We start from the raw sequence: 23,922 nt of genomic DNA on the forward strand, positions 1-23,922 counted from the left end.
CCCCCGGTGGAAACCTTTCAATCCGACCGGTTGCCCTCCATATATTTTGGGCTGCGAGGCGGGACATGTTGCGCTTTTTCCGGTGAGTTCCCTTCCGGAAGGGTTTGAAATGGCCGGGATTTTGGGCCAGTTTCGGGATGTGTCGGTTGCCGCCTCCGGCGACCGTCGGTCCGCTTAGGCTTCATTGAACGAGGCAGGCCGTCAGTTACTTTGTTCTTGTTTGTCTTTTCGGGAAAGCCGGAGGCCATTTTCCCTGACAAACTCTGGTGCCGAGGTTGATCCATGAATTTGAAATTGCCTGCACTTTTCGCAGCCGCCGCGCTTGTCGCAGGCGGCGTTGCCTTCACGGCGTTTTCCGAGGATGTGCGCCGGTTGCCGCAGGGCCAGGGTGAGGTGCAGCTTTCTTACGCGCCGCTCGTCAAGCAGACCGCGCCGTCGGTCGTCAACGTCTATGCGGAGCGCACGGTGGTGCGTAGCACGATCTTTGACAACGATCCCTTCTTCCGCCAGTTCTTCGGCGGCGGGCAGGGCCGGCGGCAGACGGAAAGCTCGCTCGGCTCGGGTGTGATTGTTGGCGAAAACGGCACGGTGATCACGAACAACCATGTGATCGAGGGGGCAGACGAGATCAAGGTCGCGCTTTCCGACGGGCGGGAATTCAAGAGCAAGGTTGTGCTCAAGGACGACAAGATCGATCTCGCGGTACTGAAGATCGATACGAAGGAAAAGCTGCCGCCACTGCCGCTCGGCGATTCTGACAAGCTGGAGGTGGGTGATCTGGTTCTGGCAATCGGTGATCCCTTCGGCGTCGGCCAGACGGTGACGAGCGGCATCGTGTCGGGTCTCGCGCGCGGCAATATCGGCGTGTCCGACTTCGGCTTCTTCATCCAGACGGACGCGTCGATCAATCCCGGCAATTCCGGCGGCGCACTTGTCGACATGAAAGGACAGCTGATCGGCATCAACTCGGCCATCTTCTCCAAGGGCGGCGGCTCGAACGGCATCGGCTTCGCCATTCCGGCCAATCTGGTCAAGGTTTTCATTGCGGCGGCCGAGCGGGGCGACAAGGCGTTCGAGCGGCCTTATCTCGGGGCTTCGTTCGAGACTGTCTCGGCCGATGTCGCCGAGGCCATCGGACTGAAGCGCGCCGGCGGTGCCTTTGTCACCAAGGTCGCCAAGGGCGGCCCGGCGGAGCAGGCGGGGCTTGTGAAGGGCGACACGATCATCGCGATGAACGGCTATCCGATCCAGCATCCGGATGCGCTGAGCTATCGCATGGTCACCGCCGGGCTCGGCGGCGAGGCGAAGCTCACCGTCTACCGTGACGGCAAGGAACGAGAAGTCTCGATCAAGCTTGACCGTGCGCCGGAAATTCCGCCGCGCGACGAGCGACGGATCGATGGCCGCAATCCGTTTGCCGGTATTGTTGCGGTGAACCTCTCGCCGCGTATGGCGGAAGAGCTGCAGATGCCCGGCGAAAATACCGGCGTTGCCATCCGCAAGGTGGAGCAGGGCTCGCCGGCCGACCAGCTCGGTTTCGCCAGGGGCGATATCATTCTCTCCGTCAACGGCACCGCGATCGAAGACACGAAGACATTGTCCCAGATGGCCAATAGCGATCCGAATATCTGGCGCGTCGAGATCAATCGCGGCGGCCAGCGCATCCGGCAAGTCTTCCGATGAGCGACCTTTTCGCTGCGCACGAACCGGACGGATTTTCTGCCAAGCGTCCGCTGGCGGAACGGCTTCGCCCGAAGTCGCTGGCGGAAGTCTCAGGCCAGGGACATCTCACCGGACCGGATGGCGCGCTGACGCGCATGATCGAGGCGGGCTCCCTCGGTTCGATGATTTTCTGGGGCCCGCCGGGGACCGGCAAGACGACGGTGGCGCGGCTTCTTTCGGGCGAGACGGGTCTGGCCTTCGAGCAGATATCGGCGATCTTCTCCGGCGTCGCCGACCTGAAGAAGGTCTTCGAGGCGGCGCGGGCGCGGCGGATGTCGGGCCGGCAGACGCTGCTTTTCGTCGATGAGATCCATCGTTTCAACAGGGCGCAACAGGACAGTTTTCTGCCGGTCATGGAAGACGGGACGATCGTGCTTGTCGGCGCGACGACGGAAAATCCCTCCTTCGAACTCAACGCCGCACTTCTGTCGCGGGCGCGGGTGCTGACCTTCCGGCCCCACGACGAGGAGAGCCTGGAGGCGCTTCTCAAGCGGGCCGAAGAGGAAGAAGGCAGGGCGCTCCCGCTTGACGAAGATGCGCGTGCGAGCCTGATCCGCATGGCTGACGGCGACGGGCGGGCTGCGCTGACACTGGCCGAAGAGGTGTGGCGCGCGGCGCGCGCGGGCGAGCGCTTCGACATTGCCGGCCTGATGCGCGTCGTGCAGCGCCGTGCTCCCGTCTATGACAAGGGGCAGGACGGGCATTACAATCTGATCTCGGCGCTGCATAAATCCGTGCGTGGCTCGGACCCCGATGCGGCGCTCTATTATCTGGCGCGCATGTTCGACGCGGGCGAGGACCCGCTGTTTCTTGGACGTCGCCTGGTGCGCATGGCGGTCGAGGATATCGGTCTTGCCGATCCACAGGCGCTGGTGATCGCCAATGCTGCCAAGGACGCCTATGATTTCCTCGGCTCGCCGGAAGGGGAGCTCGCGCTGGCGCAAGCCTGCGTCTATCTCGCCACCGCGCCGAAATCGAATGCGGTCTACACCGCCTACAAGGCGTCCATGCGGGCGGCCAAGGAGCACGGCTCGCTGCTGCCGCCCAAGCATATCCTCAATGCACCCACGAAGCTGATGAAGGCAGAGGGGTACAATGAGGGCTATCGCTACGATCACGACGAGCCGGATGCCTTTTCAGGGCAGGATTATTTTCCCGAGAAGATGGGCCGCAAGACGTTTTATGACCCGCCCGAGCGCGGCTTCGAGCGTGATATTCGAAAACGGCTGGACTGGTGGGCGAAGCTGAGGGCGGAGCGATCGGGGAAAGAGTGAAAACCGGTGCCTTCAGCGGTGTCTCGGCCCGGATCGTGCAGGCCGTCGTTCACGTTGTGAAATAAACGTTTATTTAAAATGACTTCACTTTCCGCTCCCATCAGGCCATGTCACATCTGACGCATATTATGACTGTCACTGGACCTGACATAAATCAAAAGAGTGCAAAGCATGGAAAATCCGGTCTCGTTGAATCGCATCGCGGAAAACACGCTGTTTCGCAAGGGTGACGTGTTCGTCCTCTTCGGTGAATTATTCGGTCGCGGCTATGCCACCGGCCTGCTGGACGAAGCCCGGCGTGTGGGTATGGAGATTGTCGGCATCACGGTCGGCCGGCGCGACGAGAACAATGGGCTGCGTCCGTTGAATGCGGACGAGCTTGCGGAGGCGGAAGGCCGTCTTGGCGGGCGGATCATCAATCTGCCGCTGATGGCGGGCTTCGATCTCGATGCGCCGGAAGGCACCCCGACGCCGACGGACATGCTGGCAAAGCTGACGCTCGAAGGCTGGCAGACCGAGACGCTCGACTGGGACCACATCGCGCAATGCCGCCGGATCGGCACCGAGCGCTTCACCCGGACGCTCAGCGAGGTCATGGCCGTTCTCGACGGGATGATCGCTGACGGGCGCAATGTTTTCTTCGCGCATACGATGGCCGGCGGTATCCCGAAGGCCAAGGTTTTCCTGGCGCTGGCGAACCGGATCTACAAGGGGCGCGGCAACCGTCACCTCTCGTCGCAGGCCCTGCTCGACAGCGATATGGGCAAGCTGATCCTGCAGAATTTCGACGAGGTCACAGCCAATACGTTCAAGCATCTCATCGACTACAGCGCGGCGATCCGTGAACGCATTACCGCCGCGGGCGGCGAGGTGCGCTACACGGCCTATGGCTATCATGGCTCGGCAGTCCTGATCGACGACAGCTATCGTTGGCAGACCTACACCAATTACACGCAAGGCTATGCCAAGATGCTGTTGGAAAATGTCGCGCAGGCGGCATGGGAAAAGGGCGTCAAGGCCACCGTCTACAATTGCCCCGAAATCCGCACCAATTCCTCCGACGTTTTCGCCGGCATCGAACTGCCGCTGATCCCGCTGCTGCTGGCGCTGAAAAAGGAAAATGGCGGTCAGTGGGCCGATGAACAGTGGCAGACCTGCGAAGCGCTTCTGGCCGATGGCTACAGCCTGAAGGATGTCTTCGGGAAGATCGCCGACATGCAGGCGAGCCCGGTCATGGAGCCCTTCTATGACTTCTCGGCATGGCCGAAGGCCAATAGCCAGGAACAGGCGGATCTGACGATCGGCACGTCCAACGAAATCAACCAGATGCACCGGGACGGCAAGGCGCTGATCAGCGATCACCTGAGCGCGCTGGTTGTGCAGGCAACGGGCAAGCTGATCTTCGGCGAAACCTCCAAGCCGTCGGGCCCAGTCCTGTGGCTGAACCACGATATCGTGGCGCGCCGGCTGAATGCGACGCATGAAGCGGCGGGAATGAGGGCGGCCGATCTCGCGGTTGCGTGAGATCGGATGAGACAATTTCCGCGTTCGACTGAACGCGGAAATTGTCTATTTGTTTGTTTTACGCAATTGCGGACGCGAATTCGGTCCTTTGCCAAGTCTCTTCTCTCTACTTGATCTTCCTCAAAGCGCGCAAACTCGTTCCCGCCCATGATCCGTTCAACATTGAACGGGAGCGGACCCATGAACATTCTGATCGCCTATGCCACCGTCGAGGGGCAGACACGGAAGATTGCTGCGCAGCTTGCCGAAATCTTCGAGAACCGCGGTTGGCAGGTCGCGTTGCAGAATACCGCCGGCATGATGGAATTCATTCTCAACCGTCCGGATGCGGCTATCCTGCTCGCGCCGGTTCACGCGGGCCGCTATCCGACGACCTTCACGCATTTCGTTCGGCAGGAGGCCGAATGGCTGAATTCCGTTCCGTCCGCCTTTGTCTCCGTTTCGCTGTCCATCGTCAGCGACAATGCGGAGGAACGGCAGGAGGGGGAGGATTATCCAACCGGATTGCTTGCCGAGACCGGCTGGCAGCCGCTCGCCATTCATCACGCGGGCGGGGCTCTCCGGCTTGCGGAATATGATTTCTTCAAGCGCTGGATGGTGCGGCGGCTCTCGCGCAACGCGCCGGCAGGTGAGGCGAAGGGCGATCGCGAGTTCACGGACTGGGCCGCGCTGGAGCTGTTCGCTTCAGAGTTCGCCAATGAGATCGGACGTCGCAAGGCGTAATCTGCGGAAGGTCGGAGCGCGCTCAGCCGACCGCCTGAAGGCTCGCGGTAAACAGTGTCGAGCGATTGCGGCCGGTCTTCTTGGAGGCATAGAGCGCGCTGTCGGCCTTGGCGTAGATATCTTTCGCATCGGTCGCGTCAGCTTTCATGCAGATGCCCATCGACATGGTGATGCGGCCGTAATCCACGCCGGCCTCGTCATCCCGGCAGGGTGTCTGTTCGAGGATCATGCGCAGGCTCTCGGCGATTTGCTGCACCTCGGTGGCCTGGCTGCCCTCCACGATCACGGCAAATTCCTCGCCGCCGGTGCGGGCGATGAAAATCTGTTCGGATGAACATTTGCGCAGGATCGCGGCGACGATCGTGAGCACCTTGTCGCCGACGAGATGGCCGTGAGTATCATTGAACGCCTTGAAATGGTCGACGTCGGATATGATGAGCGCTGCCGGGCGCTCGTTTCCAGCCGCGAAAACCGATGCCAGCTTTTCATCGAAGGCGCGTCGGTTGGCAAGCCCGGTCAAAGCGTCGGTGTTGGCGATCTTCTTGTACTGGTTCAGTTCCTTCAGAATTTCGCCCATGACCTGAGGGCTGCGATTGCCGCCGCCGGTGTGCGGGGCGGGATCTGCGGATGTGGCGCCATTCGCCTCAACATTCTTCGGATCGATAGCCTCGGGCTCCTGCACACGGGCCTGTCTGGAACCCGGCTGGATCGTGCGAACATTGGAGTTCGCGAGTTTCGCGAGGCCTTCGCGATCGACGACCACATGCCACTGGCCGAGCCCGGGGACTGTGAGCTTGGTCGGCGACTTCACGGCCAGGCCGCCCAGAAACTTGTAGGGCTGTGACGATGCATAAAGCCGGTAATTCCGCTCGTCCATCAAGCGAATATTATTAATCGACGACAGCACGACCTCCACCACCGTTCCGGCAGGCTGTTTGCCAAGATCATAGTGTTTGTAGCGGGGCGTTTGCGGCGTCATTCGTTCATTCCGTGGTTGTGCGAATAATGACGTCCGAGAGTTAAACTTTGGTTTTCTCTATGTGTCCCGGCCAACAAAAAACCCGGCCTTGCGACCGGGTTCTTCGAGATCCAGAGCGCGGCGCCGATCAGGCAGCCATGGCCTTCTTGAGGTTTTCGTCGACCTTGTCGAGGAAGCCGGTGGTGGAGAGCCACGGCTGATCGGGGCCGATGAGAAGGGCGAGGTCCTTCGTCATGTAGCCGCTTTCGACGGTGGCGACGCAGACCTTTTCCAGCGTGTCGGCGAACTTGGCGAGCTCGGCATTGTCGTCGAGCTTGGCGCGGTGGGCGAGGCCACGCGTCCAGGCGAAGATCGAGGCGATCGAGTTGGTCGAGGTTTCCTGACCCTTCTGGTGCTGGCGGTAGTGACGCGTCACCGTGCCGTGAGCAGCTTCGGCTTCGACCGTGCGGCCATCGGGGGAGAGGAGAACGGAGGTCATCAGGCCGAGCGAGCCGAAGCCCTGAGCAACCGTATCCGACTGGACGTCGCCGTCATAGTTCTTGCAGGCCCACACATAACCGCCGGACCACTTCAGCGCGGAAGCGACCATGTCGTCGATCAGGCGGTGTTCGTAGATGATGCCGGCCTTGTCGAACTCGGCCTTGAACTCGTTCTGGTAGACTTCTTCGAAGATGTCCTTGAAGCGGCCGTCATAGGCCTTGAGGATCGTGTTCTTCGTGGAGAGGTAGACCGGCCACTTGCGCATCAGGCCGTAGTTCATCGAGGCGCGGGCGAAGTCGCGGATCGAGTCGTCGAGGTTGTACATGGCCATCGTGACGCCAGCGCCCGGAGCCTTGAAGACTTCCTTCTCGATCACCTGACCGTCTTCACCGACGAACTTGATGGTGATCGTGCCCTTGCCGGGGAACTTGAAGTCGGTGGCCTTGTATTGGTCGCCGAAGGCGTGACGGCCGACGACGATCGGCTGCGTCCAGCCGGGAACGAGGCGCGGAACGTTCTTGCAGATGATCGGCTCGCGGAAGATCACGCCGCCGAGGATGTTGCGGATCGTACCGTTCGGCGACTTCCACATTTCCTTGAGGTTGAATTCCTTCACGCGGGCTTCGTCCGGCGTGATCGTGGCGCACTTGATGCCGACGCCGTGCTTCTTGATGGCGTTGGCGGCATCAACAGTGACTTGGTCGTTGGTGGCGTCGCGGTTTTCGACCGAGAGATCGTAATATTCGATGTCGAGATCGAGATAGGGCAGGATCAGCTTGTCCTTGATGAACTGCCAGATGATGCGGGTCATCTCGTCGCCGTCGAGATCCACGACGGGGTTGGCTACCTTGATCTTGCTCATATATCAGCCTCTTTCTCGGATTGCGGCGAACGGGGAACTCGCCTTTCGGAAAATATCCCGTGCGCTATAGCACCGGGAAAGGCGAACGCAAAGGCAGATGCGAGGCGAGTTCGTCAATTTTAGGAGGACGCTTCGTTTCGCGCGGACAGGTTCGCTCCGCCATTTTCTGGTTGAAATGGCCGTTTAGTTCGAATCCAGTTCATGCCAACAATACACCATTGCGCGAATCAGTTTCGCGCCGGAGAACCGCAGATGCGCGCTCATGCCACTTTCCTCGCATTTCTCGCATTCGCCTTTCCGGCGCTAGCCGACGATGCCGACCCGACCGCGCCGGTGCAGAAGATCATGCAGATCAGCCAGAGCAATCTTAGCGGCGACGATTCGAACCAGGACGATTACTTCTCCGACAAGTGGATGCCGCAGCTGTTCAGCTCCGCTTTCGTGACGATCGCCAAAAAGGGCTTTGCCAAGGCGCAGGCGAACAACGAACCGTTCATCGACTACGATCCGGTTCTCGGTGGGCAGGACGGTTGCGCGCCGAAGGACCTGACGATCACGAATGCGGGGCCGAAGGACGGCGTGTTTGATATCGTGGCGAAGTTCCACGCCTTCTATTGCTTCGACAATGCCGACAACCGTTTCAGCGAGACACATTTCAAGGTCGTGATGGAAAACGGCGTCGCGAAGATAGACGATATCGTCAACATCATTCCCGATGGTGACCCGGTTTCGCTCCGCGACACGATGAATGGCTATTTCACTGCGCAGTAATAGTTTTTATCGCCTGCAGCTTTTGATTTTTGGCCCACGCTGAACTATGGAAGCCCGGTCTTTTAAGGAATTGGGTGGCATGGCAGGCACGAATAGCGAAAGACCGCTTCTGGCGGAGGGGCCGGCGATCATTCTGGTGAGCCCGCAATTGGGCGAGAATATCGGGATGGTGGCCCGCGCCATGGCGAATTTCGGGTTGGCCGAGCTTCGCATCGTCAATCCGCGCGATGGATGGCCGTCCGAAAGCGCGCGCTCGGCGGCCTCGCGGGCCGATCATGTTATCGATGGGGCGCAGATTTTCTCCTCGCTGGAAGAGGCGCTGGCAGACATCAACTTCGTCTATGCGACCACGGCAAGGGACCGTGATGGCTTCAAGCCGGTGCGCGGGCCGGAAGTTGCTGCCGCAACGCTGCGCACGCGGTTCCGTGAGGGCCAGAAGGTCGGCATCATGTTCGGCCGCGAGCGCACGGGGCTGACGAATGAGGAAGTGGCGCTGGCGGACGAGATCGTGACCTTTCCGGTCAACCCGGCCTTTGCGTCGCTGAACCTCGCGCAGGCGGTTCTGCTCATGTCCTATGAATGGCTGAAGACGGGGCTGGCTTCTGCGGAAGACACGCCGTTTCAGGCGAAGCCCATGCCGCCCGCGACGAAATCCGATCTGCAGGGGCTGTTCGATCATGTCGAGGAGGCGCTGGACGGGCGCGGCTATTTCCGGCCAGCCGCCAAAAAGCCGAAATTGGTGGAGAACCTGCGCACCGTTCTCACCCGGCCCGGCTTCACGGCATCGGAAATCCAGGTCATTCGCGGCGTCATTTCCTGTCTCGACAAGTTCACGCGCGACAACCCGCGCGGTTCTGCCGATGCGAACCGCGCACGCAAGCCGAAGGTGAAGCCGCGCGCCGAGCGGGTGAAGCATAGCGAAACAACGGAAGACTAAGGCGATGGAGATGCAGCCGGTTCTCGTGTTCGACAGCGGTATCGGCGGGCTCACCGTGCTGCGCGAGGCGCGCGTGCTGATGCCCGAGCGCAATTTCGTCTATGTCGCCGACGATGCGGCATTTCCGTATGGAAATTGGGAAGAGGCTGCGCTGACCGAGCGGCTCCTCGCACTCTTCGGCGAGCTGATTTCGCGCTACAAGCCGGTCGTCTGCGTCATTGCTTGCAATACTGCCTTCACGCTTGCCGGCTCGGAGTTGCGCGAAACCTATCCGAACATGACCTTCGTCGGCACTGTGCCCGCGATCAAGCCAGCGGCCGAGCGGACCCGCTCCGGTCTCGTGTCGGTTCTGGCGACACCGGGGACGGTCAAGCGCGCCTACACGCGCGAACTCATCCAGTCCTTTGCCAGCCAGTGTCATGTCCGGCTTGTCGGTTCTGAAAACCTCGCCCGCATGGCGGAAGGCTATATCCGTGGCGGGAAACTCGAGGATGCGGCGGTACTTGCGGAGATTTCCAGTTGCTTCGTTGAGAAGGACGGCAAGAAGACGGACATCGTTGTACTGGCCTGCACGCATTACCCCTTCCTCGCCAACATCTTCCGCAAGCTCGCGCCCTGGCCGGTCGACTGGCTCGATCCGGCGGAAGCGATCGCGAGACAGGCGCGGCGGCTGGTGCCGATGACGGATCACCTGAAATCCGATGGCGAAGCCGATATCGCCCATTTTACCTCCGGGCAGCCGGATTTTGCGACACGGCGGTTGCTGCAGGGCTTTGGTTTGGTGGTTTAGCCGGCGCACCGCGCTTTCGCTGCGAGACCCAGAAGGGCTTGCTGCTCTCGGCCAGCGCGGCCTTTCTTGACACGCCGATATCGCGAAGCCTGTCCTCCGTCATCTCGGCCAGAGCCTCCCGCCCGTGCTTGCGGTCCGGCCAATCGACCAGAAGCAGCTTCAAAATGTCGAACAGAGCCATCGCATCATCTCCTTGGATGGTGCGAATATGGCTTGCTGCGGGTGACGATGCTTCGGTCGTGACCGAAGCATTTGGTGATGACCTGATGCCCGCGGCGGGCTATCCTTGGCCCATGACCAATTTTGTCTCCGCAAACCGTATTGCTGAAATCGGGGCCGTGATCGGTGACGTCACACGCGCCACGATCCTCATGACGTTGATGGATGGGCGGGCCTTTTCTGCCGGAGAGCTTGCTGCGGAAAGCGGTGTGACGCCGCAGACGGCGAGCGGTCATCTGGCGAAGCTCACCGAGGCGGGACTTGTCACAGTCCATCAACAGGGCCGGCATCGCTATTTCCGGCTGAGTTCAGGCGATGTTGCGGAACTCATCGAAGGGGTTTCTGCCCTCATTGCCGCCGGGCCACTGCGATATCGACCGACGGGGCCGAAGGACCGGGCCATGCGTCTGGCACGAACATGCTACGATCATCTGGCCGGTCATCTTGCCGTGCGCGTTGCCGAAAACATGGAGGTTCGCGGCTTCATCTCACTGTCAGACGGGACGGCTGTCCTCAGTAAAGAGGGGCGGCGCTATGTCTGCGATTTCGGCGTCGATCTTGAAAACCCGGCCTACTGCCGCCGGGACCTCTGTCGGGCCTGTCTCGACTGGAGCGAGCGCCGTTTTCATCTTGGTGGACGACTTGGCAGCGGCCTGCTCGACCGGTTCGTTGCGCTTGGCTGGCTTAGACGCATGCCCGGAAGCCGGGCGCTTTTGATCACCAGGGCAGGGGAGACGGGTTTTGCTCGCGAATTCGCTTTCAGGGTGGGCGATGAACAAGGCGACGATATGGGAGCGAGCCTCAACACTGGGGCAGGACGTGACGCCTTTGAGGATGCATCCTGAGGTCTTGGGTGTCGAGCTGTTGCAAATCTGCAACGTCCCATTCTGATTTATGCAATCTTCAATTGCGGGGTTGCCGAGCAGAAAAGTTCGTGTATCGTCTCAATATCTGCAATGCGAACCTTGGAGGCGCGAGATGAATTCGACATATCCCGAACCGCGTCTGTCGTGGGTTTTCAATCCGATGAGCGTGCTTTCAGGCACGGTGGGTTTTCGCCATCATCATTGATGGCGTCTGAATTCCCTTTATCTGCAGACGCTTAACTCCCTTTATTATCACTGGTATCTGACGGACTTTCCGCGCCTGTGGGGTTTTCCATGCGCACCCGGAATCTGTCCGTCGCAATCGCGAAAGGACCTGGCGGCTCATCGAGCGCCGGGGCGGATCATCATGTTTGAATTGCAACTCAAGGACGCAAGGGAGCTTTCTCTTGCTTTAGATGTCATCCATCGGAAATTCGGTTTCTGGACGACGTTCCGGGCGCTTCTGGCGACCGAGATGCAGCGCCGCCGCAACATGCGCGAACTGGCGTTTCTCGACAACCGGACTCGCCGGGATATCGGTCTGCCGGAAATTGAGGTGGAACCTCATATCTTCTGGCCGTTTCGCCGCTGGGATGACCGGCTTTGACGACCTTGGCGGAAGCGGATCGCAAATCCGCTTCCGCCTGCATCATCATGCCACTTCGATATGCGTCATCATGCCGGTCACCATGTGGTAGAGGTGGTGGCAATGGAAGGGCCAGTGGCCAGGCTTGCCGGCATCGAAGGCGATGGTGACGGTTTTCATCGGAGGCACGAGGACGGTGTCGCGCGTTGCGCCCGCAAAGCGCCTGCCGTCTATGTCGATGACCTGAAAGGCATGGCCGTGCAGATGCATCGGATGCGCCATCATCGACATGTTCATCATGGCGATCTCGACTCGCTCGCCGCTCTTCAGCTTCAGGTCTTCAAGGCCTTCCAGCGCCCATTGATAGCTCGCCATGTCACCCGTTAGATGCGCCATCACGGATTTGTCTGCGCGGCGGTTGACGAGCGGCGCTGTGGAGCGGAGCGCGGCTTCCAGCGTCAGATCGAGGGGCGGGGCCTTGGTTTCGGTCCTGGCCGGAAGGCGCTCGATTCTGGCTCCGGCGGTGGTCAGCACGATGCCGGCGCGGTCGCCGGTGCCTTCCCGTAGCGCCAGGATCGGGAACGCGCCGCCATCCTTCGGGATGTCGATGTCGAGATCGATGCGCTGGGCCATGCTCATCGGGAAGGTGTCGCCCGACATGGGCGCGACCTCGCGTCCGTCTACTGCGACGAGTTTGGCTGAGAGCTTTCCCGTCGTCAGATGGAAGGCGGTGGAGGCCGCACCGTTGATGATGCGCAGACGCACCCGGCCGCCTTTTTCGACCTTGATGACTTCCGGATCATCCAACGTTCGATCATTGGCGAGATAGGCATCGTATTCGATGTCGTTGAGGTCCATCGCACCCATGCCGCCCATGGCTGACATGTCGTGCCCGGCACCCATCGATTTCATGTCATGCAGCATCGGCATCTTGCCCATGCTGCCATGATCCATCGCGTGCCCGCCATGCATCATGTGCCCGCCCTTGCCGCCGGTGAGATTGGATAGAAGCTCTTCCGCCGGCTTGAAGGAAAAGTCATGCAGGAGGATGACGACCTCCTGCCGGTCGGCGCTCAGATCTTCCTTCGAACGCACGATCAGGGGCGCGGCCAGCAAGTTCTGTTCCTGCAGCGTATGGGCATGCATCCAGAATGTGCCGGCGTCTTCCAGCGCGAAATCGTAAGGCCGGGTTTCGCCGGGCTTGAGCATGGGGAGCGGATTGTCCGCGACGCCATCCTGCTCCCAGGGCGGCGTGAGGCCGTGCCAGTGGATAATCGTGTCTTCCTTCAAGCGGTTGCTGAGTGCCACCGAGAAGCTTTCGCCGGGCGCAAAGGTGAGCCCGGGCTTGCCGTTTTCGGTGAGGCCGTAGACGGTCGCCGCCTTGCCTTTGACCTCCAGCGTGCGTGTGTCGATGGTGAGTTGGCGCGGGCCTGGGGTGGCAAGGCCGAAGCGGGGAACGAACTGGCTGGCCGCAAGGCCGCCTGCGGCAAGGCCTGCCGTTTTCAGAAACTCTCTTCTGTTCATGGTGTTTGCTTTCGTGATGTGGGTCGTTTGCTCCGACATGTCGCGGAGCGGTGACATCAGGAGAGCTGGCGTTTTGGCGGCTGGAGCGGGGGCGCGGGAATGAGGCCAGCGAGCGGTTCGGCGCGGGCTGGCTCAATCTGCGGTGAGGGCGAGGCGTTGTTCCATGCCGGGGTCGATGGGAGGGTCGTGAGGAACGCGCCGGCGCACCAGGCGGCACAGGCGGCGGCATGATCGCCATGATGGGCCGGCCCTTTGGGCTGGGCCTTTTCGGTCTGCATCATCATGTGATGGGCATGCATGGACGCATCCATCTGCGCCATCACGGCCGGATGCATCTCGTGTCCCTGCGGCGCGGCAAAGGACGCTGCGGGTGCGGCTGCGAGGCCGGCGAGCAGGAAGACGATCAGGAAAAGGCGGGCGAGATGACGCATGCAATGTTCCGCTTGAATGTTATCAAGGTAACACCGCATGCGCCGATTTCAAGCTGCTGCCTGCGTCGCCGATTGGCGGATCGCCTGTTCGATCAGTGCATAGTCCAAGGCCGGGATCGCAAACAGGCCGTAGCGGAAGGGCTGGCCCCAGTTTGACTTGCCAGCGGTGAAGCTCAGCATCTGCAGCATGGGGACGATCTTGGCTTCACCGGTGGCGATCCAGTCGACATCGCGGCGGAAGGGCACGAAGCCGCCGCCCACGTCGAATTGGTAGGGCGCACGGTCGCAGATGACCCCGCAGGCGGTGAAGGACTGGAGGCCGTCCTTCACGCCCATGATGCGGCTAGGCGAATAATAGGCGATGAAATCGCCGGGGGCAGTGCGCTTCAGCGGGCCGCCCTTGCCGTGGCAGACCTGCATGAATCCTTCGCCCGCACCTCGACGGACATGGTCCGCCGAGGCTATGCCGATCCAGTGTCTCGACATGACGATGTCCTCAGACCGGTTCTTCGGCGCGGCGATAGACGCGCAGGCGATGGCCATCCGGGTCTGCAGCGGTAAAGGTGTAGCCGAAATCCATCTGCCTCGGCGTCTGCAGGATCTCGGCGCCCTTGGCCGCCCAATCTGCATGCGTTGCGTCGACCGCTGCGTCATCGTCGCAATCGAACATGATTTCCGCGCCGCCAATCCTGCCATTCGCCGGTGGATCGATCTCGCTGTCGAGCCAGAGGCCGAGCTTGAAGCCGCCGGGCATGACGAACATGGCAAAGCCGGGCGACTGCTCGACGGGCTTGTAGCCAAGGAGCTTTTCGTAGAAGGCGGCACTTGCGGCGGGGCTCTTCACATAAAAGAGGACGAAATTGGAAGGCTTCATGGTGATCTCCTGTCAGTCGTTGTTGAGGACAGGAGCGTTATAGAATCCAATACTGACAAAAAATGGCAGTATCAGTTTTTGGGCTTGCCGTGATCCAGTTCACGCCATTCCTTTAGGAGAACCGCCTTGCGGCGCGGGTATCGGATGTCGGTTTCGTGCAGCCGCGTGATGCGATCGGCGCGGAAATGGCGGAAATCGTTGCGCAGCTCGCACCATGTGATGACGACGCGGGCGCGGTCGAAAAAGCCGAGCGCGAAGGGCCAGATGGTCCGCTCGCTGGAGCGACCGCTTTCATCCTCATAGGCAATCGCAAGCTTGCGTTCCTTGCGGATGGCGAGACGAATGGCGGAGAGATGTGTGTCGCCGGCGATAACCTGATCGCCGGGGCCGACGAGAAGGTTGGTCGCATCCAGTTGCTCGCGCAGGTCCTTCGGCAGAACGCTGGCGATCTTGGCCAGCGCATTTTCCGCCGCCTTGCCGAGTGGCCCGCCGGCGCGCCGGGATACCCAGCGGGAGCCGAGCACCAGCGCTTCCAGTTCATCCTCCGAAAACATCAGCGGTGGCAGCATGAAGCCGGGCTTCAGGATATAGCCGATGCCGGGTTCGCCGGTGATATCCGCGCCCTGGGCTTGCAAGGTCGCGATGTCGCGATAGAGCGTTCGGATGGAAATGCCGAGTTCGCGCGCGAGATTTTCCCCGCTCACCGGCTGGCGGTGGCGGCGCAGGATCTGGATGAGATCGAGCAATCTGGCAGAGCGTGACATGGGTTCCCTCGAATGGGTTTTCTGGCATGGTGTCCTGACAGATTATGGCAGGATGGCATGCGCCGCAATCATCTGTGGTTTTCGCCAATCTCCGTCCCCAAGCGCCCGCGTCTTTGCTAAAAGGCGAGGTCGTGGCAGGCTCGCTTGAGTCTGGTGGCAGCTTCCAATCAGATCGGGATACGCGCGTTTGAAAGTCGGCATCGATATGGGGACGGTTTTGGGCGGGCAGAAAGCCATGCTCGATATCGAGGAACTGCTGGCGACACGTCTTCTCGTGCAGGGCAATTCCGGCTCCGGCAAGTCGCATCTGCTGCGCCGCCTTCTCGAACAGTCCTCGCAATGGGTTCAGCAGGTCATCATCGACCCCGAGGGTGACTTCGTGACGCTGGCGGACAAGTATGGCCATGTCGTCGTCGATGGCGAGCGCACCGAGGGCGAGCTGGTGGGGATCGCGACGCGGGTGCGCCAGCATCGCGTCTCCTGCGTGTTGTCGCTGGAAGGGCTGGATGTCGAGAACCAGATGCGCGCGGCCGGCTGGTTCCTCAACGGGCTTTTCGATGCAGATCGGGACTACTGGTATCCAGTGCTGGTCGTGGTGGACGAGGCGCAGATGTTTGCGCCGGCTGTCGGCGGCGAGGTGTCGGACGAGGCGCGCAAGCTCTCGCTCGGCGCGATGACGAACCTGATGTGCCGCGGCCGCAAGCGCGGGCTGGCGGGCGTGATTGCGACGCAGCGTCTTGCCAAACTTGCCAAGAATGTCGCGGCGGAAGCCTCCAACTTCCTCATGGGCCGCACCTTTCTCGATATCGACATGGCGCGCGCGGCCGATCTGCTCGGCATGGAGCGGCGGCAGGCGGAAATGTTCCGCGATCTGTCGCGCGGTTCCTTCGTGGCGCTCGGGCCGGCGCTGTCACGGCGGCCGCTCAATGTGACGATCGGGCATGTCGAGACGTCTGCGCGTTCATCGAGCCCGAAGCTCATGCCGCTGCCGGGGCAGTCGTCTGAGGTGGATGTCGAGGATCTGATTCTGACGCCGACGGAGGAGGAGCTAACGCGCCCGGTCGTGCGCCGCGCGCCGCCAACGCCGAAGCCCGCGACCGATATTCTCGCCGAACTTGCCCGCGCCGAGCCCGCTGCCTCCGAGCCCCAGCCGCGGCAGGCTTCGCTCGATCTCGATCCGTCCGAGAGGGAAGACAAGCTCGATCTGGCGCTGTCGGAAGTGCTTTCGCAGCCCGGCGCGACCTTCCGTCCGGATGCCGAGCTTTACCAGGACTTTCTCGTGCGCGCCCGCATCCGCCGCATCCAGGGGCCGCCGCTGCCGCTCGCCGATTTCCGGCGAAGGCTCGCGATTGTGCGCTCCGGTGTGGATGAGGAGACGGCAGCGTCGGAACAGTGGGCGAATGCGCTGGAACTGGCGCGCCGTGTCACCGACGATCTGCAGGGTGTATTCCTGCTGCTGGCAAAAGCCGCGATCCGGGGCGAGGCCTGCCCGCCGGATGCCTCGATTGCGCGCGTCTACGGGACGCATTCCGCGCGGCGTGCGCGGCGTTTCTTAAGCTATTTCGAGGAGCAGGGGCTGATCGTGGTGCACACCGCTCATGGCGGCGGTCGCATCGCGGCGTTTCCTGATCTCAATTGCGAGACTGCGCCGGGCAATCCGGATGCGGCGGATCTGGCGCAGGCGGCCGAGTAATTTTACGGCGAATGCTGACCGGCGCGGTCTTGAATGTTGCGCGGAGCCCAACATTATTTGGTTGACGCATTGAGTCTCTAAAGAAGCTGCGTATCAGGCCTTTGATTGGCCTCGTGGAGACGCCAGACTTGATTGAAAACTTCCATATCCGGCCTCTGGAAACCGCTGACACCGAGGCTATTGTCGCCCTCTACAACAAAGCATCGGCGAGAGACCCGAATATCGGGCCCATCACAACCGCCCAATGGGTCGACTTCGTCCAGCGTCCGCACAATCGGGGTGGCTGCGATTTCCGGGTCGCCCTTCGCGGCGGGCAACTTGTCGGTCTGGCGGAATCGTCGCTGCGGGACCAAGGGGACCAATTCGTTCGCTTCTTCAAGCTTGTGGTTGAACCGCCGGTGCGGCGGCAGGGGCTCGGAACCTTGCTTCTGGAGCAGGTTCTCGCGCTAGACGCACCGGCTCCAAATCTCAACTTTCAAACGCTCGCATCTGGCGACTGGCTTGACGGAATTGCGTTTCTCGAGGCACGCGGGTTCACACATATCGAATCCGAGATCGGCATGCGGTGCAAGGCGCTTGCCGAGCTTTCGCCTGCTTTGCCTACGGGCGTTTTCGTGGAACGGTGTCCGTCACCGGTTCTCATGGCCGCCGAGGTTGCCAACTTACTCAATGCCGCCTTTGCCGCGGATGTTGCGTTTCGCCGTTATGCTGAAGCGGAGATTGCAACCATACTCGCACTAGAAGGCCAGGAACTCTGGCTCGTTCGGACCGATCGCGACATTCTCGGCTGCTGCAGACTGGAGCTGGAGACGACGTTCGTCTGGCTCGAGCAGATCGCTATCCGTCCCAGTGATCAAGGTCGAGGGCTCGGACAGGCGCTTGCGTATCATGCGTTGAAAAGCGCGGATATAGGTTCGGAGAGAGTGGCTGGCCTCAATGTCGCGAGCGTCAATGCTTCAGCGCAGGCGGTCTATGCCAAACTAGGGTTTACCGCGCAGCGCGAGACGCGCCGATATGGCATAAGGCAGCTGGAGTTGATGGCCAAGTTGTCGCGACGTCAGTAAGAGTCGAGCCGAACGACTGCGGGGTGTTTCACCGATGCGTATTGTTGGCAGCAAGCGAAGCAATCAGGGTTCGATCGACCCGCCCGTAAAAAAAGGCCGGACAATCGCCCGGCCTTTTCGTTATTCAGTTCAGAAGAGCGGCTTATCAGCCAGCCTGCAGGTTGCCTGCGGCGCTCTTGCCCGAACGGCGGTCCTGGAGGACTTCGTAACGGATCTTCTGGCCTTCGGTGAGCGAGCCCATGCCGGCGCGCTCAACGGCGGAGATGTGTACGAAAACGTCCGTGGAGCCGTCGTCCGGCTGGATGAAGCCGAAGCCCTTGGTGCTGTTGAACCACTTTACAGTGCCTGATGCCATGACGATTTCCTTTCAAATCGTTGAGTGGACTTGGCGAGGGAAAGCCCTCACCGGTGGATCGATTTTGAAGGGAAAACAGAGGCCGGTTAAGCGCCGACCAGAAGTCGCTAGCAAAGTTCGATGCTCTTTTCATAAAGGAATCGGCTGAAAACGCAACCGTTTTTCCTGAACGCTTCTGTCTTGATGTCGGCAGCGGGCACCTAATGTCCGACGGACGACGAGAACAGATTGACGATCACGATGCCGATCACGATGAGCAAAAGCCCGGCAATGGCGGGCCAATCGAGGCTCTGGCGGAAGACGACGACGCCGATGATCGAGACGAAGACGATGCCCAGTCCGCTCCAGATCGCATAGGCGATACCGACCGGCATGGTCTTCAGCACGATCGAGAGCAGATAGAAGGCGACGCCATAGGCGGCGAGCGAAAACACGGTGGGCCACAGGCGGGTGAATTGTTCCGCCTGCTTGAGAAGCGTCGTGCCGATCACCTCGAAAAAGATGGCGGCAACCAGGACGGCATAAGTGACTGTCACGGATGGCATGTCGTTCGTCCTCGATGTTCCTGTTCCCGCGTTTCCGGATGGAAACCCGTTTTCATGTCTGCTTTCCGGCTTCCCGCTCGCGCCCTTCAGCGCTTGGCGGCTTTGGTCTCTCCGCCGAGATAGGTGTTGAGCAGGTCGGTCATCTGCTGGTCGCGTTCGGTCGCCGATTTGGCGCCGATGACCACGCCGATCACGCGCTTGCCGTCTTTCGAGGCCGAAGTGACTAGATTGTAGCCGGCGGCTTTCGTGTAGCCTGTCTTGATGCCGTCGACGCCCTTGTAGCTGGCCATCATGCGGTTATGGCCATGCAGTTTCATGCCGCGGAAGACGAACTTGCGCGTCGAGAAGAGCTTGAACTCTTCGGGGAAGTCGCGCATCAGCGCCAGCCCGAGTGTGCCCATATCCTTGGCGGTGGAGACCTGTGCCGGGTCGGGCAGGCCGGCCGGGTTGGTGAAGACCGTGTTCGTCATGCCGAGCGCATGGGCTTTGGCCGTCATGACCTTGCCGAAATCCGCCTCCGAGCCCGAGAAATGTTCGGCAACGGCAACGGCCGCGTCATTGGCGGAGAGCACGATCATGCCGAGCACGGCTTCCTTCACCGTGATCGTCTTGCCGGGGCCGAGCGCGTATTTGAAGGGGTCCTTGCTCTCGGCATTGGCCGACAGAACCAGCTTGTCGTCCCACTTCAACGTGCCCTTCTGCAGCGCTTCGAAGGTCAGATAGAGCGTCATCATCTTCGTCAGCGAGGCGGGGAAGTTCAACTCGTCGGGGTTCTTGGCTTCCAGCACGGCACCTGACTGGGCGTCGAGAATCAGATGCGCGCGGTCGGCCAGCGCCGCCTGGGCGGAAAAGAAAAGAGACGCGCTGAGCGCTGCGCGGACGAGGCCGGGGGAGAGACGCAAGGACATATGGGATACCTGATGTTCGGCTGGGGGAGTTTATGCCGGCTCGGGTTAGCCGAAATGCGCTTGAAACGCCATATGCTGGCGCATTAACGAAGCATAAATCATTTGATTCGAACAATTCGCTTGCATTTGTCTGCAAGCTTGCTCAATGAGAGCGTCAGGGGCGTTCTAAACACCGTTTGTAGTCGCAGCCGAAGCCGGATGAGGTTCGGGCTGCACGGAAGCCTTGGTGTTATCGGAGACTGGATGATCCTCCGCAGATATCTCATTGCTGCTGCAATTCTGGCTTTGACTGGAGCCTCAGTCGAGGCGCGAGACGTCATGCAAGCATTAGCTCCAGAACATGTCCTGCTTTGGCCCGAGACAGCACCCGGCGGGGGCGGTCCGCAGGGCCAGATGAAGTCGACCACATGGGGATCGGTGAGCGAGATTTCGACACCGGATCTCAGCGTTTTCAGGCCGCAGAAGCCCAATGGCGGCGCCGTTCTGATCATTCCGGGCGGCGGTTATCGGTCGATCTCCGTGCAGGGCGAGGGCTATTCTTCGGCCAAGTGGCTGAACGAGCGGGGCTATACGGCCTTCGTGCTCACCTATCGTCTGCCCGGCGAGGGATGGGGTGATGGCCCCAAGGTGGCTATTGAGGATGCGCAGCGCGCGCTGCGGCTCATCCGCGCCGATGCAGCCTCCTATGGGATCGACAAGAACCGCGTCGGCGTTCTCGGTTTTTCGGCCGGCGGTCATCTTGCGGGCCTCGTCGCCACGCGCTTTGCCGAGAGTTTCTATCAGCCGATCGACAAGGTCGACACGCTGTCCGACCGTCCGGACTGGGTGGCGCTGATCTATCCCGTCATTTCGCTGGAGCCGCCTTTCACCAAGACCTCGACGCATCGCCAGATGGTCGGGCGTGGCACGTTGGCGACGGAAGCGCAGTGGTCCGTGCAGACGGGCGTCAACACACGTATGCCGCCAGTATTTCTGGTTCATGCCGTGGACGACCCGATCGCCAATATCGGGCATAGCGAGATTATGGAAGCGGCATGCAAGCGCGCCAAGGTGCCGGTGGATTTCGTCCGCCTGCCGACGGGCGGCCACGGCTTTGCCATGGGACGTCCGGGAACGGCGAGCATCACCTGGAGCAAGTCGTTCGAGCAGTGGCTGAAGCGTAACGACAACACGGCCGTTTCGATGGCAGCGTCGAGCAATGTTGCCGCACCTGCAGCGGGCGCAACGGGCGGCCGCGACCGCTGAAGGTTTCTTGACCGCGATTTCCGGTCAGTGGGCATTAATCAGGCCTGGCGCTCTTCCCAGATTTTTACCAGTTCGAGGATCGTCTTCACGGCTTTTTCCATGTCCTGAACGCTCACCCATTCGAGTGGCGAGTGATAGGCATGGCCGCCGGTGAAGATGTTGGGGCAGGGCAGGCCCATGAAGGACAGGCGCGCACCATCGGTGCCGCCGCGAATGCTGCCGAGTTTCGGCGCCATGCCGGCCCGGCGCACGGCTTCTACCGCGTAGTGCACCACTTCCGGCGTACGGTCGAGTACGACCTTCATGTTGCGGTACTGCTGGCGGACCTTGAACGTGTACGTCGAACCGGGATAATCGGCCATCACGGTCCCCACGATCCCCTCCAGCAGCGTTTCCTTTTCCTTCAGCCCCTCATCGGCGAAATCCCGAATGATGAGGCCGATCGTGGCCTTTTCCATCGATCCTTCCAGCGAGACCGGATGCATGAAGCCCTGACGGCCTTCGGTGCGTTCGGGTGATAAAGACTTGGGCAGGCGGGCGACGATTTCCGAGGCGATCTTGATGGCGTTTTCCATACGGTCCTTGGCAAAACCCGGATGCATGGCAACGCCGGCAATTTCGATCTCCACGCCATCGGCGGAGAAGGTCTCGTTCTCGATGTCGCCGGCGGTCGAGCCGTCCATCGTGTAGGCAAACCGCGCGCCGAGCTTTTCCAGGTTCACCTTGTCGGCACCACGGCCGATTTCCTCGTCGGTGGTAAAGAGAAGCTTCACCGTGCCGTGCTTGACCTCCGGGTGGGCCATGAACCAGGCGGCGGCCGTCATGATTTCCGCAACGCCCGCCTTGTCGTCCGCACCCAGAAGCGTGGTGCCGTCCGACGTCACGATGTCGTTGCCGATGAGGTTCAGGAGTTCGGGATGTTCGGAGGGGCGGATGACGCGCTCCCTGTCGCCCGGCAGCGCGATGTCGCCGCCGTCATAGTTTTTCACCACCTGCGGCTTGACGCCCGTTCCTGTGAAGTCCGGGGCGGTGTCGACATGCGAGCAGAAGCAGATGACGGGAACGTCCTTTTCCGTATTCGATGGAAGCGTCGCATAGACATTGCCGTGCTCGTCCATATGCGCATCGCTCAGGCCCATATCGAGGAGTTCGGAGACGAGGATGCGGGCCAGATCCGTCTGCTTCTCCGTCGAGGGCTGGGCTGACGAGGCTGGGTCTGACTGTGTATCGACCACGACATAGCGCAGGAAGCGGGAGAGCACGGTGTCGTTGGAAAGTGTCATGAGGGCCATCCGATTCTGGGCTGAGCTTTGACCAACCTTAGACCGATGAACGCCATACGCAAATCCCGTGCGTCAACGGGAAAAGCCGCGCCGGGGAAACGGCGCGGCCTTTTGTGTTGTGTTGTCTTCTTCTGCCGATCAAGCAGCCGGTTTTTCCGGCAGGGCCTTGTCGTCGTTGCGGGTCGCCCAGAGCGAGCCGATGATGCCGGAGGCGAGGATGGCGAGGGTTACGCCGAGCGAGATCAGTGGCGGGATCTTCGCCAGGCCCAGCATGTCGGCGACGAAGATCTTGGAGCCGATGAAGATCAGGACCACCGAAAGCGCGTACTTGAGATAGGCGAAGCGGTGGATGAGGGCGGCGAGAGCGAAGTAGAGCGCACGCAGACCCAGGATCGCGAAGATGTTCGACGTGTAGACGATGAACGGGTCGGTGGTGATGGCGAAAATGGCCGGGATCGAGTCGACCGCAAAGACGAGGTCGGCGAATTCGATCATGATGAGCGCCAGCAGGAGCGGCGTTACATAGGTCTTCAGCTTGCCGGTCGCGGGGTCGTTCTCGCGTACGAGGAACTTCTGGCCGTGCAGGCGCTCGGTGACGGGCAGGCGCTTGCGCAGGAACTTCAGGACCGGATTGTTTTCGACATCATAGGGCTCGCTGCTGGAAAACAGCATCTTGATGCCCGTGATGATCAGGAAGGCGGCGAAGAGGTAGAGAACCCAGCCGTAGTTTTCGACGACGGCAGCACCCGCTGCAATCATGATTCCGCGCAGCACGATCACGCCCAAAATGCCGAACAGAAGCACGCGGTGCTGATATTCGCGCGGAATGGAGAAGTAGCCGAAGATCATGGCAATGACGAAGATGTTGTCCATCGCCAGGCTCTTCTCGATGACGAAGCCGGTCAGGTACTGGAGGCTCGCCTGCTCTCCGAACTGGCTCCAGACGAAGCCTGCGAAGAGAAGACCGAGCGTGACATAGAAGCCCGACATCAGCAGGCTTTCGCGAATGCCGATTTCCCTGCTCTTCTTGTGGAGAACACCGAGATCCAGCACCAGAAGCGCGATCACGATGGCGATAAAGAGGAGCCACATCCACACGGCGGCCCCCTGAAATTCAACCAGGAAAAAATCCATGACATCGTCCATGCCGGATCAGGTTGAAATTCAAAGCACCGACATCACGGTCGATCCGGCGGCGTACACGTCAGAGGGGCCCGGTGCTGGTGTCGAAATGGGGTCTGAGGTGGCGGCTTCAAGGTCGAACGGGCAAAATTTCTGGAAATTGGTCAGTTTCCACCCGGAAAGGCCCAGGATGCGCGCTTCGATTGGGTTGTGCGTGTTGACAATTCCATGACGATCCCCTAGAGACCGCGCCAGCACCGGAGGCTCACGTTTCCGGTGTTTTATATTGACATGTCCCGTGGATTCTCCGGACGCTTAACCGTGAGAAGCCTGTCAGAGCGGCAAAAACCGTTCAGAGGAGGGCGTGTTTCCTTGAACCGG

General features: G+C 60.9%; 25 protein-coding genes. 13 read left to right on the forward strand and 12 right to left on the reverse strand.

The annotated features are described in order from the left end of the window. The first annotated feature begins 282 nt into the window (after positions 1-282). The 4 genes from LQK83_RS02310 to LQK83_RS02325 all read left to right on the forward strand — a co-directional run bounded on the left by LQK83_RS02310 (position 283) and on the right by LQK83_RS02325 (position 5,243). Positions 283-1,683, forward strand: a complete 1,401-nt coding sequence (locus LQK83_RS02310; protein ID WP_230835671.1) for a DegQ family serine endoprotease — start codon at positions 283-285, stop codon at positions 1,681-1,683. Next, positions 1,680-2,996, forward strand: a complete 1,317-nt coding sequence (locus LQK83_RS02315; RefSeq protein ID WP_230835672.1) for a replication-associated recombination protein A — start codon at positions 1,680-1,682, stop codon at positions 2,994-2,996. The genes LQK83_RS02310 and LQK83_RS02315 overlap by 4 nt, the downstream gene beginning before the upstream one ends. A gap of 171 nt (positions 2,997-3,167) precedes the next feature. Continuing rightward, positions 3,168-4,520 (forward strand): enoyl ACP reductase FabMG family protein, encoded by a 1,353-nt coding sequence (locus LQK83_RS02320; protein WP_330166255.1) that lies wholly within the window; start codon positions 3,168-3,170, stop codon positions 4,518-4,520. A 180-nt stretch (positions 4,521-4,700) separates the two neighbouring features. After that, the gene (locus LQK83_RS02325) at positions 4,701-5,243 is read left to right on the forward strand and encodes a flavodoxin domain-containing protein (RefSeq protein WP_230835673.1); all 543 of its coding nucleotides are present in this window, start codon (positions 4,701-4,703) and stop codon (positions 5,241-5,243) included. A gap of 22 nt (positions 5,244-5,265) precedes the next feature. Here LQK83_RS02325 and LQK83_RS02330 read toward each other — a convergent pair whose 3' ends face one another. Together LQK83_RS02330 and LQK83_RS02335 are read right to left on the reverse strand one after the other, a co-directional pair. Next, positions 5,266-6,222, reverse strand: a complete 957-nt coding sequence (locus LQK83_RS02330; protein WP_230835674.1) for a DUF1883 domain-containing protein — start codon at positions 6,220-6,222, stop codon at positions 5,266-5,268. A 127-nt stretch (positions 6,223-6,349) separates the two neighbouring features. Continuing rightward, entirely contained in the window at positions 6,350-7,564 is a 1,215-nt protein-coding gene (locus tag LQK83_RS02335) for an NADP-dependent isocitrate dehydrogenase (protein WP_230835675.1), read from the reverse strand. Between the two features lie 252 nt (positions 7,565-7,816). On the opposite strand from LQK83_RS02335, the gene LQK83_RS02340 reads away from it, so the two are divergent. From LQK83_RS02340 to LQK83_RS02360, 5 genes are all read left to right on the forward strand, one after another. Further along, complete coding sequence (locus LQK83_RS02340) at positions 7,817-8,335, forward strand: hypothetical protein (RefSeq protein ID WP_230835676.1); 519 nt, start codon at positions 7,817-7,819, stop codon at positions 8,333-8,335. Between the two features lie 79 nt (positions 8,336-8,414). Then, positions 8,415-9,272, forward strand: coding sequence for an RNA methyltransferase (locus tag LQK83_RS02345; protein WP_230835677.1), 858 nt, complete (start codon positions 8,415-8,417; stop codon positions 9,270-9,272). A gap of 4 nt (positions 9,273-9,276) precedes the next feature. After that, positions 9,277-10,062, forward strand: coding sequence for a glutamate racemase (gene murI, locus LQK83_RS02350; protein ID WP_230835678.1), 786 nt, complete (start codon positions 9,277-9,279; stop codon positions 10,060-10,062). A 164-nt stretch (positions 10,063-10,226) separates the two neighbouring features. After that, a complete protein-coding gene (locus tag LQK83_RS02355) occupies positions 10,227-11,126 on the forward strand; it encodes an ArsR/SmtB family transcription factor (protein WP_330166256.1) in 900 nt (299 codons plus the stop codon). A gap of 388 nt (positions 11,127-11,514) precedes the next feature. Then, complete coding sequence (locus tag LQK83_RS02360; protein ID WP_230835679.1) at positions 11,515-11,754, forward strand: DUF1127 domain-containing protein; 240 nt, start codon at positions 11,515-11,517, stop codon at positions 11,752-11,754. A 45-nt stretch (positions 11,755-11,799) separates the two neighbouring features. On the opposite strand, the gene LQK83_RS02365 is transcribed toward LQK83_RS02360, so the two are convergent. The 5 genes from LQK83_RS02365 to LQK83_RS02385 all read right to left on the reverse strand — a co-directional run bounded on the left by LQK83_RS02365 (position 11,800) and on the right by LQK83_RS02385 (position 15,326). Beyond that, positions 11,800-13,257, reverse strand: a complete 1,458-nt coding sequence (locus tag LQK83_RS02365) for a multicopper oxidase family protein (RefSeq protein ID WP_230835680.1) — start codon at positions 13,255-13,257, stop codon at positions 11,800-11,802. Positions 13,258-13,313: 56 nt separating this feature from the next. Then, positions 13,314-13,688, reverse strand: a complete 375-nt coding sequence (locus LQK83_RS02370) for a hypothetical protein (protein WP_230835681.1) — start codon at positions 13,686-13,688, stop codon at positions 13,314-13,316. Positions 13,689-13,736: 48 nt separating this feature from the next. Beyond that, positions 13,737-14,174 carry an EVE domain-containing protein gene (locus LQK83_RS02375; protein ID WP_230835682.1) on the reverse strand — a complete coding sequence of 146 codons (438 nt, stop codon included), beginning with the start codon at positions 14,172-14,174 and terminating at the stop codon, positions 13,737-13,739. 10 nt (positions 14,175-14,184) lie between these two features. Next, positions 14,185-14,562 carry a VOC family protein gene (locus LQK83_RS02380; protein WP_230835683.1) on the reverse strand — a complete coding sequence of 126 codons (378 nt, stop codon included), beginning with the start codon at positions 14,560-14,562 and terminating at the stop codon, positions 14,185-14,187. A gap of 71 nt (positions 14,563-14,633) precedes the next feature. Further along, positions 14,634-15,326 (reverse strand): helix-turn-helix transcriptional regulator, encoded by a 693-nt coding sequence (locus tag LQK83_RS02385; RefSeq protein ID WP_230835684.1) that lies wholly within the window; start codon positions 15,324-15,326, stop codon positions 14,634-14,636. 187 nt (positions 15,327-15,513) lie between these two features. On the opposite strand from LQK83_RS02385, the gene LQK83_RS02390 reads away from it, so the two are divergent. Together LQK83_RS02390 and LQK83_RS02395 are read left to right on the forward strand one after the other, a co-directional pair. After that, entirely contained in the window at positions 15,514-17,019 is a 1,506-nt protein-coding gene (locus LQK83_RS02390) for an ATP-binding protein (RefSeq protein ID WP_230835685.1), read from the forward strand. Positions 17,020-17,147: 128 nt separating this feature from the next. Beyond that, positions 17,148-18,083 (forward strand): GNAT family N-acetyltransferase, encoded by a 936-nt coding sequence (locus LQK83_RS02395; RefSeq protein ID WP_230835686.1) that lies wholly within the window; start codon positions 17,148-17,150, stop codon positions 18,081-18,083. A gap of 145 nt (positions 18,084-18,228) precedes the next feature. Here LQK83_RS02395 and LQK83_RS02400 read toward each other — a convergent pair whose 3' ends face one another. The 3 genes from LQK83_RS02400 to LQK83_RS02410 form a co-directional block, all read right to left on the reverse strand. Next, complete coding sequence (locus LQK83_RS02400; RefSeq protein ID WP_109857346.1) at positions 18,229-18,438, reverse strand: cold-shock protein; 210 nt, start codon at positions 18,436-18,438, stop codon at positions 18,229-18,231. Positions 18,439-18,638: 200 nt separating this feature from the next. Beyond that, positions 18,639-18,983, reverse strand: coding sequence for a DMT family transporter (locus tag LQK83_RS02405; RefSeq protein ID WP_230835687.1), 345 nt, complete (start codon positions 18,981-18,983; stop codon positions 18,639-18,641). Between the two features lie 86 nt (positions 18,984-19,069). Beyond that, complete coding sequence (locus LQK83_RS02410) at positions 19,070-19,891, reverse strand: D-alanyl-D-alanine carboxypeptidase family protein (protein ID WP_230835688.1); 822 nt, start codon at positions 19,889-19,891, stop codon at positions 19,070-19,072. A 393-nt stretch (positions 19,892-20,284) separates the two neighbouring features. Between LQK83_RS02410 and LQK83_RS02415 the strand changes: the two genes are divergently transcribed. Next, a complete protein-coding gene (locus tag LQK83_RS02415; protein WP_230835689.1) occupies positions 20,285-21,136 on the forward strand; it encodes an alpha/beta hydrolase in 852 nt (283 codons plus the stop codon). 38 nt (positions 21,137-21,174) lie between these two features. Here the strand turns inward: LQK83_RS02415 and pepT are convergent, their stop codons facing one another. Together pepT and LQK83_RS02425 are read right to left on the reverse strand one after the other, a co-directional pair. Beyond that, positions 21,175-22,419, reverse strand: coding sequence for a peptidase T (pepT, locus tag LQK83_RS02420; protein WP_230835690.1), 1,245 nt, complete (start codon positions 22,417-22,419; stop codon positions 21,175-21,177). A gap of 138 nt (positions 22,420-22,557) precedes the next feature. After that, on the reverse strand, positions 22,558-23,553 hold the full coding sequence (locus tag LQK83_RS02425; protein ID WP_230835691.1) for a TerC family protein: 996 nt from the start codon (positions 23,551-23,553) through the stop codon (positions 22,558-22,560). Here LQK83_RS02425 and LQK83_RS02430 point away from each other — a divergent pair. Next, positions 23,552-23,773, forward strand: a complete 222-nt coding sequence (locus LQK83_RS02430) for a hypothetical protein (RefSeq protein WP_230835692.1) — start codon at positions 23,552-23,554, stop codon at positions 23,771-23,773. The two genes, LQK83_RS02425 and LQK83_RS02430, sit on opposite strands and share 2 nt — an antisense overlap. The last annotated feature ends 149 nt before the right edge of the window (positions 23,774-23,922 follow it).

This window comes from Rhizobium sp. C1, assembly GCF_021026335.1.
In the GTDB taxonomy this organism is placed as follows: Bacteria; Pseudomonadota; Alphaproteobacteria; order Rhizobiales; family Rhizobiaceae; genus Ensifer_A.

What these genes read in the sequence shown, in the direction of transcription:
- LQK83_RS02400 (WP_109857346.1), bottom strand. Translation starts at nt 18,438, where the DNA reads ATGGCATCAGGCACTGTAAAGTGGTTCAACAGCACCAAGGGCTTCGGC.
- LQK83_RS02375 (WP_230835682.1), bottom strand. Translation starts at nt 14,174, where the DNA reads ATGTCGAGACACTGGATCGGCATAGCCTCGGCGGACCATGTCCGTCGA.
- LQK83_RS02345 (WP_230835677.1), top strand. Translation starts at nt 8,415, where the DNA reads ATGGCAGGCACGAATAGCGAAAGACCGCTTCTGGCGGAGGGGCCGGCG.
- LQK83_RS02320 (WP_330166255.1), top strand. Translation starts at nt 3,168, where the DNA reads ATGGAAAATCCGGTCTCGTTGAATCGCATCGCGGAAAACACGCTGTTT.
- LQK83_RS02385 (WP_230835684.1), bottom strand. Translation starts at nt 15,326, where the DNA reads ATGTCACGCTCTGCCAGATTGCTCGATCTCATCCAGATCCTGCGCCGC.
- LQK83_RS02430 (WP_230835692.1), top strand. Translation starts at nt 23,552, where the DNA reads ATGACATCGTCCATGCCGGATCAGGTTGAAATTCAAAGCACCGACATC.
- LQK83_RS02370 (WP_230835681.1), bottom strand. Translation starts at nt 13,688, where the DNA reads ATGCGTCATCTCGCCCGCCTTTTCCTGATCGTCTTCCTGCTCGCCGGC.
- LQK83_RS02315 (WP_230835672.1), top strand. Translation starts at nt 1,680, where the DNA reads ATGAGCGACCTTTTCGCTGCGCACGAACCGGACGGATTTTCTGCCAAG.
- LQK83_RS02410 (WP_230835688.1), bottom strand. Translation starts at nt 19,891, where the DNA reads ATGTCCTTGCGTCTCTCCCCCGGCCTCGTCCGCGCAGCGCTCAGCGCG.
- pepT (WP_230835690.1), bottom strand. Translation starts at nt 22,419, where the DNA reads ATGACACTTTCCAACGACACCGTGCTCTCCCGCTTCCTGCGCTATGTC.
- LQK83_RS02380 (WP_230835683.1), bottom strand. Translation starts at nt 14,562, where the DNA reads ATGAAGCCTTCCAATTTCGTCCTCTTTTATGTGAAGAGCCCCGCCGCA.
- LQK83_RS02405 (WP_230835687.1), bottom strand. Translation starts at nt 18,983, where the DNA reads ATGCCATCCGTGACAGTCACTTATGCCGTCCTGGTTGCCGCCATCTTT.
- LQK83_RS02425 (WP_230835691.1), bottom strand. Translation starts at nt 23,553, where the DNA reads ATGGATTTTTTCCTGGTTGAATTTCAGGGGGCCGCCGTGTGGATGTGG.
- murI (WP_230835678.1), top strand. Translation starts at nt 9,277, where the DNA reads ATGGAGATGCAGCCGGTTCTCGTGTTCGACAGCGGTATCGGCGGGCTC.
- LQK83_RS02325 (WP_230835673.1), top strand. Translation starts at nt 4,701, where the DNA reads ATGAACATTCTGATCGCCTATGCCACCGTCGAGGGGCAGACACGGAAG.
- LQK83_RS02360 (WP_230835679.1), top strand. Translation starts at nt 11,515, where the DNA reads ATGTTTGAATTGCAACTCAAGGACGCAAGGGAGCTTTCTCTTGCTTTA.
- LQK83_RS02355 (WP_330166256.1), top strand. Translation starts at nt 10,227, where the DNA reads ATGTCGAACAGAGCCATCGCATCATCTCCTTGGATGGTGCGAATATGG.
- LQK83_RS02310 (WP_230835671.1), top strand. Translation starts at nt 283, where the DNA reads ATGAATTTGAAATTGCCTGCACTTTTCGCAGCCGCCGCGCTTGTCGCA.
- LQK83_RS02335 (WP_230835675.1), bottom strand. Translation starts at nt 7,564, where the DNA reads ATGAGCAAGATCAAGGTAGCCAACCCCGTCGTGGATCTCGACGGCGAC.
- LQK83_RS02365 (WP_230835680.1), bottom strand. Translation starts at nt 13,257, where the DNA reads ATGAACAGAAGAGAGTTTCTGAAAACGGCAGGCCTTGCCGCAGGCGGC.
- LQK83_RS02340 (WP_230835676.1), top strand. Translation starts at nt 7,817, where the DNA reads ATGCGCGCTCATGCCACTTTCCTCGCATTTCTCGCATTCGCCTTTCCG.
- LQK83_RS02415 (WP_230835689.1), top strand. Translation starts at nt 20,285, where the DNA reads ATGAAGTCGACCACATGGGGATCGGTGAGCGAGATTTCGACACCGGAT.
- LQK83_RS02330 (WP_230835674.1), bottom strand. Translation starts at nt 6,222, where the DNA reads ATGACGCCGCAAACGCCCCGCTACAAACACTATGATCTTGGCAAACAG.